9 protein-coding genes are annotated in these 12,361 nt (G+C 59.0%); 6 read left to right on the top strand and 3 right to left on the bottom strand.

Going from position 1 to position 12,361, the window contains the following annotated elements:
* Nucleotides 1–91: 91 nt before the first annotated feature.
* Nucleotides 92–1,462: a sigma-54 interaction domain-containing protein gene (locus tag NM686_RS11655; RefSeq protein ID WP_255188031.1), complete on the bottom strand. Its 1,371-nt coding sequence runs from the start codon at nucleotides 1,460–1,462 to the stop codon at nucleotides 92–94.
* Nucleotides 1,463–1,858: 396 nt separating this feature from the next.
* On the opposite strand from NM686_RS11655, the gene NM686_RS11650 reads away from it, so the two are divergent.
* Both NM686_RS11650 and NM686_RS11645 read left to right on the top strand, forming a co-directional pair.
* Entirely contained in the window at nucleotides 1,859–3,130 is a 1,272-nt protein-coding gene (locus tag NM686_RS11650; protein WP_255188030.1) for an NAD(P)/FAD-dependent oxidoreductase, read from the top strand.
* A gap of 127 nt (nucleotides 3,131–3,257) precedes the next feature.
* Nucleotides 3,258–4,601, top strand: coding sequence for a TolC family protein (locus NM686_RS11645; RefSeq protein WP_269021753.1), 1,344 nt, complete (start codon nucleotides 3,258–3,260; stop codon nucleotides 4,599–4,601).
* 14 nt (nucleotides 4,602–4,615) lie between these two features.
* On the opposite strand, the gene NM686_RS11640 is transcribed toward NM686_RS11645, so the two are convergent.
* The gene (locus NM686_RS11640) at nucleotides 4,616–4,903 is read right to left on the bottom strand and encodes a hypothetical protein (RefSeq protein WP_269023023.1); all 288 of its coding nucleotides are present in this window, start codon (nucleotides 4,901–4,903) and stop codon (nucleotides 4,616–4,618) included.
* On the opposite strand from NM686_RS11640, the gene NM686_RS11635 reads away from it, so the two are divergent.
* Both NM686_RS11635 and NM686_RS11630 read left to right on the top strand, forming a co-directional pair.
* On the top strand, nucleotides 4,842–5,714 hold the full coding sequence (locus tag NM686_RS11635) for an efflux RND transporter periplasmic adaptor subunit (RefSeq protein WP_255188568.1): 873 nt from the start codon (nucleotides 4,842–4,844) through the stop codon (nucleotides 5,712–5,714). The genes NM686_RS11640 and NM686_RS11635 overlap by 62 nt on opposite strands.
* Nucleotides 5,711–8,977, top strand: a complete 3,267-nt coding sequence (locus tag NM686_RS11630) for an efflux RND transporter permease subunit (RefSeq protein WP_269021752.1) — start codon at nucleotides 5,711–5,713, stop codon at nucleotides 8,975–8,977. The genes NM686_RS11635 and NM686_RS11630 overlap by 4 nt, the downstream gene beginning before the upstream one ends.
* Nucleotides 8,978–9,089: 112 nt before the next feature.
* On the opposite strand, the gene NM686_RS11625 is transcribed toward NM686_RS11630, so the two are convergent.
* Nucleotides 9,090–9,995: a carbohydrate kinase family protein gene (locus tag NM686_RS11625; protein WP_255188025.1), complete on the bottom strand. Its 906-nt coding sequence runs from the start codon at nucleotides 9,993–9,995 to the stop codon at nucleotides 9,090–9,092.
* 192 nt (nucleotides 9,996–10,187) lie between these two features.
* On the opposite strand from NM686_RS11625, the gene NM686_RS11620 reads away from it, so the two are divergent.
* Entirely contained in the window at nucleotides 10,188–10,427 is a 240-nt protein-coding gene (locus tag NM686_RS11620) for an OadG family protein (RefSeq protein WP_255188024.1), read from the top strand.
* A gap of 91 nt (nucleotides 10,428–10,518) precedes the next feature.
* Nucleotides 10,519–12,324 (top strand): sodium-extruding oxaloacetate decarboxylase subunit alpha, encoded by a 1,806-nt coding sequence (gene oadA, locus NM686_RS11615; RefSeq protein ID WP_255188023.1) that lies wholly within the window; start codon nucleotides 10,519–10,521, stop codon nucleotides 12,322–12,324.
* The last annotated feature ends 37 nt before the right edge of the window (nucleotides 12,325–12,361 follow it).

Here is a 12,361-nt window from a genome sequence, read left to right as displayed (position 1 = left end):
AGCGGGCGCAAGCGAAGGTTTCTTCGTCGGCCAGGCTAGCTAAAGCCCCTACAGGGGACTAATTGGCGCCGCCCTTAACCGCCGCGAGCGCCTAGTCATACCCTTCGATGTTATATTTTTTTCGCTTTCGCCAAAATGTGACCCGGCTCATGCCGGCATAGCTGGCCGCCGCCTCCAAATTGCCATTGGCCATTTTCAACGCATCACGGATCAATTCCGCTTCATGTTTGTTCCTGGTCCGGCTGATGGTCGGCACGGCGTCAAATGCCGCCAAGGGCTTGGGTTCACGAAATTCCGGTGGTAAATCATCCAGACGCAGTTCGTTTCCGCGTCCCACCGCGAAAGCGTATTCGACGACATTGATCAACTCGCGCACGTTACCGGGCCAGGCGTGATCCAGCAAACGCCGCATCGCCTCCGGGGCGATGCTGTCGACATGGCGTTTACCATGGAGATTATGCAGATTGATTTGATGCCAGAGCAGCAAGTTGACGTCCAGCCGCCGCTCCCGCAGTGGCGGCAAGAAGACGGGAACCACCCTTAAGCGATACATCAAATCCTCGCGAAACCGTCCCGCTTTTACTTCCTCGCGGAGCGAGCGATGCGTGGCGGCGATGATACGGACATCGACGCTAATGGCCGAATCCCCGCCGACCGGGATGAAGCTTTGTTCTTGCAAAACCCTGAGCAATTTGGCCTGCAATTCCAGCGGGAGTTCGGCGACTTCGTCCAGAAACAGGGTACCGCCATGCGCGCGCGTGAACAGGCCGGCATGGTTGCGCACGGCGCCGGTGAACGCGCCTTTGACATGACCAAACAGTTCGCTTTCCAGCAAGTTGGGACTTAGCGCCGCACAGTTGATGGCCAGAAAAGGGCGATGGCGGCGTGGGCTTTCTTGATGCAATGCACGCGCCACCAATTCCTTTCCAGTACCCGATTCGCCTCGAATCAGCACGGTTGCTTCGGTCTCGGCGACATTGCGGATAATCTTGATCGCTTCCAGCATGGCCGGGTCGCGGGACAGAATGCCGTGAAAGCTTTCGCTATTTCCCTGTTTTCCTACGAGCGTTTCGGCCGATACTTGCGGGTGGAGAAATTCCAATGCGCCGGCAAATTGGCCCTGGGCGTCGAAGAAGGCGCGCGCAGTGCGCTGACAGGTCAGGCGGCCACCCGAAAGGCGTTTAACCTGAACGCTTTGCGCCTTGATCGAACCCAGTTCGGCCAAGCCACAAGGGTCCTGTCCTTGATCGCAACCCAGAGCCTCGGCGCAGGATTTACCAAGCACCATGTCCGCCGTTTGACCAAACAGCTTTTCCGCGCCCTTGCTCCAAAACAAAACCTTACCGTCGGCATCCACCGCGAACACCGCACCTGCATCCACGAGTTCCGTCAGGATGGCCACCACCTGATCCGGGCCGATCCGGCTGAGCCAGCGATTGAAAAACGGGGAGAATTGACTCATCAGAATATCAATGTTGTTTCAAGGATGTTGCAATTGTAACCAAGATGTTTCCGTGTTTCAAACTGAAACATGCTTGGGGCGGGAAAATCGCCCATGCCCCTGGAAAACAGGCGCCGCAACGGGATAAAGAGAGCTGGCATGTAATTTGATATAAGAATTTCAGGTATTGCTTATAAACGAATCGATCCTCGCTTTCGCTGCTTTGACGGCGAAAGTTTATCCGGCCGTCGAAAGCAGGGTTATCGTGACGATTCGTTCGTGGGGCTGTCGGTTTTCCCTTAGGTTACACAGCGGTTTTACCCAATGCTGTCCGCCAGGCATCGAGCAAACATAATTGAGCATAAGAAATGCCATTAACACTGACAAAAATTTTATCTATCGATCAGGAGTAGACTCATGGCAAAAATAGTAATCGTAGGCGCGGGCATCGGCGGTATCCCGATGGCACTGGAAATGAAGGAAAACGCCCGGAAAGAAGACGAGGTAGTGGTGATTGCCGATACCCCGACTTTTCATTTCGTGCCTTCCAATCCCTGGGTGGCGGTGAACTGGCGCAAGCCCGAAGACATCAAGGTCGAACTGGCGCCGATGTTCAACAAAAAGAAGATTGGTTTCATTCAGCAAAAAGTCACCCGTTTCCACCCGGACAGCAACCAAGTCGAATTGGCCGATGGTGCCAGGGTGGATTACGATTATCTGATCATTGCCACCGGTCCGAAACTGGCTTTCGACGAAGTGCCCGGTTTGGGGCCTGACGGTTACACCCAATCGGTTTGTCATGTCGATCACGCGGGCGAGGCAGGGGAGTTTTGGGACAAATTCGTCGAAGATCCAGGCCCCATCGTCATCGGCGCCGCTCAAGGCGCATCGTGCTTTGGCCCGGCATATGAGTACATGTTCATCGCGGAAACAGACTTGCGCAAACGCAAAATTCGCGACAAGGTCAAAATGACTTACGTGACCTCCGAACCCTATATCGGTCATCTGGGATTGGGCGGCGTCGGCGACACCAAGGGCATGCTGGAAAGTGAATTGCGCAACAAGAGCATCAACTGGATCTGTAACGCCAGAATCGACAAGATCGAGGATGGCATGATGTACGTCACCGAAGTCGACGAAAACGGCCAGGAGAAAAAGAAACATGAGCTGGCTTTCAAACACAGCATGATACTGCCGGCCTTCAAGGGGGTAGACGCTTTGCAGGGTATCGACAAACTGGTCAACCCGCGCGGTTTCGTGATTGTGGACGAGCATCAACGCAATCCGACCTATACAAACATCTATTCCGTCGGCGTTTGCATCGCCATCCCGCCGATCGAACAAACACCGGTGCCAACCGGTACGCCGAAAACCGGCTACATGATCGAGTCCATGGTGACGGCCACCGCGCACAACATTCGCGCCGAGCTCGACGGTAAAAAACCCAAGGACAAAGGCAGCTGGAATGCCCTGTGTCTGGCCGATTTCGGCGACAGTGGCGTCGCTTTCCTGGCCATGCCGCAAATTCCACCGCGCAATGTGCAATGGTCTTCCAGCGGCAAATGGGTGCATTTGGCGAAGATAGGCTATGAAAAATATTTCATGCGCAAGGTGCGCAAAGGCATCAGCGAGCCCTACTACGAACGCTTGACACTGAAAATGTTCGGCATCATGCGCCTGAAAGGCTAAAGGGCAGAGCCAAGCAGCGGTGGCGGCCAAGATAGCCGCCCGTTGCTTGGGCGTGACCACGGCATCAAACCTCTGCCGCGGTTTTGTCATGTCCTATCATTTGACCCTCGCAACAACAAAATTTGAAATGAGACTGAGAGTTTTTTGGCTAATGGCGCCGGTGTTAATGCTGGCGGTCAACCCGGCGCGGGCCGATTCGGGACAGCCTGCTTACACCTTGCAACAAACCCTCGATTATGCGCTGGAGAACAATCCGGAGCTGGGGGTATTGCAGGCGAGGATCGAGCAGGCGGATGCGCAATTGGGCGAGGCGTTGGCGGCGTTTTATCCGCAAATCAAGGCGAGCCTGTCGTATCTGCACAGCGACAATCCCTCGCAAGCCTTCGCGATGATCATCGCCCAGCGGCGGCTGGATTTTGCCAAGGGGGACGGTTATTTCAACCATCCGGGCGGGGTCGACAACTACCGGCCGGAAGTGAGCGCCAGTTATGCCTTGTTTCGCGGTGGTCAGGACTATTACCGCAAGCAGGCGGCGGAGTGGGGGATAGAGACCGCCGAGCTGGAAAAAACCGCCACCCGGCATCAGCTGATCGACAACGTCACCGCGACCTACTACGGCTATTGGGCTGCGCAAGACGCGCACGCCGTGAGCCAGCGCTCGATCGAAGCCGTGCAGGCCCAGCTGGGGCAAAGCCGCACCCGTTTCGAGGCCGGCACGCTGTTGAAATCCGATGTGTTGTCGCTGGAAGTGCAATTGGCCGAAGCCCAGGACGCGGAAATCCAGGCGACCCATGCGATCGATATGGCCAAGGCCATGCTGAAAACCCTGATGGGCTTGCCGGCGGCACAGGATTTTGCCTTGGCGACCCCGCTCGAGCAAAACCTGCCTGAAACGCCGGCCGGGTTCGAGGTCTTGCTGGACCAGGCCCTGCGTCAGCATCCCGGCTTGCAGGCCGCCCAAAAGCGGGTCGCCATCGCCGAGAAACAGCTCGACATGGCCGAAGCCGGGCATTTACCGCGCGCCGACGCCTTCGTCAGCTACGGCTCCGACAGCCAGGACCTGGCCTACAGCACCCGCCGCGACAACGTCACCGCCGGCGTGACGCTCGAAGTCGACGTGTTTTCCGGCTTCGCCACCCAGGAAAAGATCAAGCACGCCGAGCACGCCGTGACCGCCGCCCGCGAAGCCGCCCGGCAAATGCGGCTGCAGGTGGAAAACCAGGTCAAGACCGCGCACCTGAAATTACTGGAAGCCCTGAGCCGCGAACGGGTGACCGCGGTCGCGGTGCGGGCCGCCGAAGAAGCCCTGCGCCTGGTCAACGAACAGCGCAACGCCGGCGTCGTCACCGTAACCCGTTATATCGAAGCCGAAGTCGCGCGCGACAAGGCCCGGACCCGCGACATCGCCGCCCGTTACGACGCCTTGCGTGCCGACGCGGCCTTGAAACTGGCCACCGGTTTTTGGAACTGAGCACATAGGATACCTCACATGTCGGAACACAACGCTTCCCGCCAGCCGCGCTGGTTGCTGCCCGCCGCCGCCATCGGCGGCTTGATGCTGGTGATCTTGTATGCCCTGGGCATTTTGGGCGGACCGGACAAGGTCGAGCCCGGTGTCAGCCCGGGGCCGGGCCAAACCCTGCCCGCCGGCGCCAAAACCTTTAAAGTCGGCGCCCAGGCGGCCGTCAATACCCTCGCCTGGCAAGGCCGCGTGCGCTCGCGGACCGTGGCGAACCTCTCGCCGAAACTGAGCGCGCGCGTCCTCGAAGTCAACGTGCGGCCCGGCGACAGCGTCAAGCAGGGCGACGTGCTGGCCCGGCTCGACGACCGCGAGTTACGCGCGGCGCATGAGGCCGCGACAGCCGCGTTGGCGGCCGCCCAGGCGCGGGCCGCGCAAGCCACGGCCGACGAAAAGCGCGCGGCCGCTTTGTATGACAAACAAGCCGCCACGCAACAAGACTACGACGCCGCCCTTGCCCAGGCCAAGGCCGCGCGCGCCCTGGTCGGCCAAGCCGCCGGCGCGGCCCGCCAGGCCCAGGTCCTGCTGGGGGACAATAGCCTGCGGGCGCCGTTCGACGGCGTGATCAGCGAGCGCTTGAAAGAACCCGGCGACATGGCCATGCCCAGCGAAACCGTCGTCACCCTGTACCAAGCGCAAGCGCTGCGCTTCGAAGCGGCGATTGCCAGCCAGTGCGCGGCCTCGGTCAGCCGGGGCATGACGGCCACGGTACGCCTGGACGCCCTGGCGCCAACGCTCAGCGCGCAAGTCGACGAAATCGCCCCGGACATTGACCCGCACACCCATACCCGCCTGCTCAAACTCAGCTTGCCCGCGGCCGCCGGCGTGCGGCATGGACAGTTCGGCTGGCTGGAACTGAGCTGCCAGGCCGAGCGCCAGGCCTTGTTGATACCGCTCGGCGCGGTCCTGCAATACGGCCAGCTGCAAGCCGTCAAAGTGGTCGAAGACGGCCGCCTGCATACCCGTCACATCCGCACCGGCAAGCGCTACGGCGATCAAATCGAAGTCCTGTCCGGCCTGCGCGACGGCGAAACCCTTCTGGCTGACGGCGGATTGGCGTTATGACGCAGAAGGCCGCAAACACAAAAGACAGCCTGACGGTCGCCATCGTCAGACTGTTCACCACCTCGCACCTCTCGCTGTTGTTCCTGCTGATCTCGCTGTTGGCCGGCGCTGCCGCCCTGATCTTGACCCCGCGCGAGGAAGACCCGCAAATCATCGTGCCGGTGATGGACGTGTTCGTGCAATACCCCGGCGCCAGCGCCGAAGAAGTCGAAAAACGCGTTGCCACCCCGCTGGAAGTGCTACTGAAACAGATCCAGGGCGTCGAATACGTCTATTCCGTCTCCAGCCCCGGCCAGGCCCTGGTCACCGTGCGCTACGAAGTGGGGCAGAGCATCGAAGACAGCCTGATCAAGACCCGCGACAAACTGGACGCCAATCTGGACATCATTCCGCCCGGCGTCACCGACTGGGTGGTCAAACCGGTGGAAATCGACGATGTGCCGATCTTGCTGCTGAATCTGTCGCTGCCTAAGGCCTGCGAAGACAACCTGGCGTTGCGCCGCATCGCCGAAGAACTGATCGAACGCCTGCGCGCGATCGACGACGTCGGCAAGAGCTGGGTCATCGGCGCCGCACCGCGGCAGATTTCGGTCTATCCGCAACCGGCCAAGCTCCAGGCGGCCCAACTCAGTCTGCTGGACATTCGGCAAGCCCTGGCGCAAAGCAACCTCAAACTGTCCGCCGGCGCGCTGAACCAGCAAAACCAGGAAATCCTGCTGGAAGCCGGCCCGCACTATCAAACCCTCGACCAAGTCGGCGCCACGGTAGTGAAAAACGTCGACGGCCGCTTGCTCTATCTGCGCGACGTGGCCGAGATTCAAGACGGCCCGCGCGATACCCCGTACTACACCCGCATCGGCTTCGGTCCCGGCGTCGCGCACATGAAAACCGTCGGCCAGGCCGCCGGCCCCTGGCCGGAAATGGGCGAAGAGCGGCAAACCGCCACCCTCGCCATCGCCAAGCGCCGCGGCAGCAATGCGGTCGGCGTCGCCGAGCAGGTCCTGGCGCTGACCGCACAACTGCACGGCACGCTGATTCCCGACGACGTCCTGGTCACGGTGGCGCGCGACTACGGCGAAACCGCCGACCACAAAGTCAACGAACTGGTCATGCACCTGGGCATCGCCATCGCCACCATCATCGTGCTGCTGGCCTTGTCCCTGGGCTTCAAGGAATCGCTGATCGTCTCCCTGGCGGTGCCGATGACCTTCGCGGTGACCTTGCTGCTGGACTTGATCTTCGGCTACACCATCAACCGCGTGACCCTGTTCGCGCTGATCCTGTCGCTGGGCTTGCTGGTGGACGACCCCATCGTCGACGTCGAAAACATCCATCGCCATTACAAGCTGCGCAAGGAACCGCCGCTGCAGGCCCTGCTGACCGCGGTCGACGAAATTCGGCCGCCGACGATACTGGCGACCTTTGCCGTGATCATGTCCTTCGTGCCGATGTTCTTCATCACCGGCATGATGGGCCCCTACATGGCGCCGATGGCCTTCAACGTACCGATCGCGATGCTGATGTCGCTGATCATCGCCTTCAGCGTCACGCCGTGGGCCAGTTACCGCCTGCTGAAAGGCGACTACGGCAAGCAGCACGGCCCCGAATTCGACCTGAAACAAACCCGCGGTTTCAAGACCTATCAAGCCATCATGGCGCCGCTACTCCACAGCAAGCCCCGCGCCCTGTGGTTTTTGCTGGCGGTATTCATCGCCTTCGTCCTGTCCGCGCTGATGGCAGTGACCCGGGTGGTGCCGCTGAAACTTTTGCCGTTCGACAACAAAAACGAACTGCAACTGGTGATCGACATGCCGCGCGGGTCTTCGCTGGAGGCGACCGACGAAGTCGCGGCCGCCCTCGGCCGCTACCTGGCCAGCGTCAACGAAGTCAGCCACTACCAGACCTATGTCGGCCTGGCCTCGCCGATGGATTTCAACGGCATGGTGCGGCATTACTACCTACGGCAGGGCGCCTATGTCGGCGATGTGCGCATCGTCCTGGTCGACAAAACCCGGCGCGAACAACAATCGCATGCGATTGCCTTGAGGATGCGGCCCGAGATCGACAAAATCGAACGCCGCTACGGTGCCAACATCAAGATCGTGGAAATGCCGCCGGGGCCGCCGGTGCTGTCCAGCGTGGTCGCGGAAATCTACGGCCCACCGGAAGCCCGCTACGCCGACATCCTCCAGGTGTCTAACCGCGTGCGCGCCGACCTGGAACACAGCGAAGGCGTGGTCGACGTCGACGACTACGTCGAAGCGCCGCAAGCCAAACTGCATTTCCGTCTCGATCAGGACAAGGCCGCCTTGCTCGGCATCAGCAACCAGCAAGTGGCCCACAGCCTGAAACTGGCGGTCGAAGGCGGGCTGGCCGGCACCCTGCACGTCGAAAGCGAGCGCCAGCCGCTGCGAATACAACTGCAACTGCCGCGCGCCGCCCGCTCGTCGGAAGCCGATTTGCTGGCCTTGACGGTCAAGTCCGCCCGCGGCGACATGGTCCATCTGGGCGAGCTCGGTTATTTCGAACACCAGACCGGCGACCAGAGCATCTACCACAAGAACCTGCAGCGGGTCGCCTACGTGCTAGCCGAGATGGCGGGGCGCAGCCCGGTGGAAGCGGTGTGGGACTTGGGCGACAAGCTGGACGAAAAACCGCTGCCGCCCGGCTACCACGCCGAAATGGCCGGCGAGGGCGAATGGAAGATCACCGTCGACGTGTTCCGGGATTTGGGCCTGGCCTTCGCCGCGGCGATGGTGATGATCTACATCCTGCTGGTTGGGCAGACCGGCTCCCTGGGCGTGCCCTTGATCATGATGATCGCGATCCCGTTGACCGTGATCGGCATCATGCCCGGCTTCTGGTTCATCAACCTGTTTGCCGAGGACGTCGGCGCCTATGCCGACCCCATCTATTTCACCGCAACGGCGATGATCGGCATGATCGCGCTGGCCGGCATCGTGGTGCGCAACTCCATCATCCTGATCGACTTCATCGAGAGCATCTACCGCGGCAACCCGGCCATCTGCCTGATCGACGCCATCATCGAGGCCGGTGCCACCCGCCTGAATCCGATCTTCCTGACCGCCGCCTCCGCGGTGCTGGGCTCGGTGATGATCGTGCTCGACCCAATCTTCTCCGGCCTGGCCTGGAGCTTCATCTTCGGCATCATCGCCTCCACCCTGTTCTCGCTGGTGGTGATTCCCCTCGTCTACTTCCTGATCAATCGGGATATGGCTAAGGATGTTATTGCCGATGAATAAGACTGTTGGGTCTGCCGGCGTCGTGTCGAAAAGGACATTGAAAAAACGCCTATCCCGTCGGATGGTTGCTTACCTTTCGTCGTTGAAGCGCTTGGTTTACGTCTAATGCGGATTAGACGGGGTGCCAGCTCGCCAGCAACGACTGGAGTTGCTGTTTATTCGGCAAACCAGGACGAGCGCCCATTTGCGTGCAACAATAGGCCCCCGCGGCGCTGGCGTAACGCAAGGTTTCAGGCCAATCCATATCGGCGGCAATGGCTGCCGCAAAGGCGCCATGAAAAGCATCCCCGGCACCCGTGCTATCGACGGCTTTGATCGGCGGCGCCGGTAATTGCCCGCATTCTTGTCCTCGTTGCCAGATCAAACCACGCTCCCCCAAAGTAATGACCACCGTGGGGACGATGGCTGCCATTTGTTGCAAGGCCGTCCGTTCATCGCCGGCATACTGCAAGGCGAATTTTTCCGAGCAGACCAGGTAATCGACTTTATCCATCAAAGCGCGCGTGCCGGCATGCAGCGAACCGGCATCGAGCACCGTGGCCGTATGGGTAAGGTCGCGTTGATTGAGTAGCTGCAATGAAATATGCGGCTCGTGGCCGTCGAATAATATGCATTTCGCCGAAATACCGACAAAATCGATGCTTTCGGTAGGCAATGGCTGGGTGTCGCCTTTGTAATTCAACAGCGCGCGTTTGCCATCGGGTTTGACCAGGACGGCGGACAACGGTGTTGGCGAATCGCCGCGAATCACGAAGCGCGTGTCAACCCCCGCCAGTTGCAATTCCTGCAAATGGCTTTCTCCATAAACATCGCGTCCTAGATAACCCGCAAAGGCGGATTTGAATCCCAATCGGGCGACTATGACGGCGGCGTTGGCGGCAGGCCCGCCACCGCAGCCCAGCAAACTGTCGGCGAATAGTTTTTCGTCTTCGGCGGGATGATGCGGCACGGAAAACACCAGGTCATAGCTGGCGTGGCCCAGGCAGAGTACGGCAAAATCGATGAGGGTTTCTGACATGTCTATCCTGTTTGAATCGGCGAGTTGATTTTCGTTAAACGAGAGAATTTTGCATGCCTCTGGCGGCTTTTTATGGAGCATTTATCCTAACGCGTTTTGTCGCCGACAGCATGGGATTTGGCGTATAAGATTGTTTAATCGAGAGGTTTTGGCGATAATGCGGCTTAACTTTGTATTAACGGATGGATCGGAATGAACGAACTCGTGTCGGCTGGAATTGAGCTCATGCTGATTGGCATGGGCATGGTCTACGCTTTTTTGGCGATGTTGATCGTCGCAATCAGGCTGATGTCGTCGGTATTGTTGCGGTTTTTCCCGGAACTTCCGGCGGGCCAGCATGCAGGCAATCATCACGGCGATGACCTCGGCACGATCGCAGCGATCAGCGCAGCGGTCCATCAGTATCGTAAAAAATATCAGCAAAAAAATTAACAGTCGTTCTGAATCCTGATTCAGGCGCATCGGCGAAATTCCCGCAAGGTATGGCTGCCGGACCCAAAAGGCATCATAAGGAGAAACAAGAGTGGCAAAGGTAAAAAAACCTTTAGGCATTACAGAAGTCGTGCTACGCGACGCCCATCAATCGATTCTGGCAACCCGTTTGCGCATTGAAGACATGCTGCCCATCTGCGAGCAGCTGGATCAAGTCGGTTACTGGTCCATCGAGTCATGGGGTGGTGCCACGTTCGACGCTTGTATTCGTTATCTCGGCGAAGACCCTTGGGAGCGTTTGCGCCTCTTGAAAAAAGCCATGCCCAACACGCGTCAGCAAATGCTGTTCCGCGGCCAGAACATATTAGGTTATCGCCATTATGCCGATGACGTGGTCGATAAATTCGTCGAACGCTGTGTCGTCAATGGCATCGACGTGTTCCGCATTTTCGATGCGATGAACGACATGCGCAATATCGAACGCGCGGTCAAGGCCGTATTGAATACCGATGCGCATGCCCAAGGCACGATTTCCTACACCACCAGTCCGGTGCATACCATCGATAAATGGGTCGAGCAGGGTCGCATCATCGAGGACATGGGCGCGCATTCGATCTGTATCAAGGACATGGCCGGCTTGTTGACGCCCTACGCCGCTTACGAACTGGTCAGCAAGCTGAAAAAAGCGGTTTCGATTCCCATTCATATGCAATGCCATGCAACGACTGGTTTGAGCGTGGGCACTTATGTCAAGGCGGTCGAGGCCGGCCTGGATAATGCAGATACCGCGATTTCATCCCTGAGCATGACCTATGGTCATAGTCCCACAGAAACCATCGTCGCCAGCTTTCAAGGACAGCCGCAAGATACCGGTCTCGACTTGGGCAAACTGGAAAAAATCGCCGCGTATTTCCGCGAAGTGCGGAAGAAATATGCGCAGTTCGAAGGCAGTTTGAAAGGCGTCGATGGTCGTATCCTGGTCTCGCAAGTGCCGGGCGGCATGTTGACCAATATGGAGAGTCAATTGAAGGAACAGGGCGCCGCCGATAAATTCGACGAAGTGCTGAAGGAAATTCCGCGTGTGCGTGAAGACTTGGGATTCATTCCGTTGGTGACCCCGACTTCGCAAATCGTCGGCACCCAAGCCGTATTGAACGTGTTGTCCGGGGAACGCTACAAAACCATCAGCAAGGAAACCGCCGGCGTCTTGAAAGGCGAATATGGCGCTTCCCCAGCGCCTGTCAACAAGGAATTGCAAGCCCGCGTGCTGAACGGCGCGGAGCCGATTACCTGTCGCCCGGCCGATTTATTGCAGCCGGAAATGGACAAATTGATCGCCGAAGTCAAACGCAAGGCCACGGCGGAAGGCGTTAAATTGGCGGAATGCGTCGAAGAAGACGCCTTGATCGACGGCATGTTCGCGCAAGTCGGCTGGAAATTCTTGCAAAATCGCGGTAATCCGGCGGCGTTTGAACCCGCGCCCAATCCCGAGGCCTCCAGTGCGGTCGCCGCAGCGGCCAGTCAGCCGGTTGCAACGGCTGGACCGACCGAGCTTTACACCGTCAATGTCGACGGACGCAATTACAATGTTGCGGTAGGACCGGGTGGGGCCAACCTTTCGATACAGGCATCCGCAGGCACGCCTGTCGGACCTGATTTGGTCGTAACGCCGCCGATAGTCAGTGGTCACGGCGTGGTGGTATCGCCCTTGGCCGGCGTGGTGCTGAAGGTTAAAGTCAATATCGGTGCGCATATTGCCGAAGGCGATGTGGTAATGGTCATGGAGGCAATGAAGATGGAAACCGAGATTCGCGCCAAAGTGGGCGGCATCGTCAGCGCGGTCAACGTCAAGCAAGGCGACAGTGTCGCGGTCGGCGACGTACTCGTCACCCTTTAATAACTTCTTGTGGCGGCGCTTGGGCTCCGCCATCTAG

This window comes from Methylomonas rapida (assembly GCF_024360925.2).
In the GTDB taxonomy this organism is placed as follows: Bacteria; Pseudomonadota; Gammaproteobacteria; order Methylococcales; family Methylomonadaceae; genus Methylomonas; species Methylomonas rapida.
Note: the sequence above shows the minus strand (reverse complement) of the source record. Positions and strands in the feature narration are given on the sequence as shown.

What these genes read in the sequence shown, in the direction of transcription:
- NM686_RS11655 (WP_255188031.1), bottom strand. Translation starts at nt 1,462, where the DNA reads ATGAGTCAATTCTCCCCGTTTTTCAATCGCTGGCTCAGCCGGATCGGC.
- NM686_RS11650 (WP_255188030.1), top strand. Translation starts at nt 1,859, where the DNA reads ATGGCAAAAATAGTAATCGTAGGCGCGGGCATCGGCGGTATCCCGATG.
- NM686_RS11645 (WP_269021753.1), top strand. Translation starts at nt 3,258, where the DNA reads ATGAGACTGAGAGTTTTTTGGCTAATGGCGCCGGTGTTAATGCTGGCG.
- NM686_RS11630 (WP_269021752.1), top strand. Translation starts at nt 5,711, where the DNA reads ATGACGCAGAAGGCCGCAAACACAAAAGACAGCCTGACGGTCGCCATC.
- NM686_RS11625 (WP_255188025.1), bottom strand. Translation starts at nt 9,995, where the DNA reads ATGTCAGAAACCCTCATCGATTTTGCCGTACTCTGCCTGGGCCACGCC.
- NM686_RS11620 (WP_255188024.1), top strand. Translation starts at nt 10,188, where the DNA reads ATGAACGAACTCGTGTCGGCTGGAATTGAGCTCATGCTGATTGGCATG.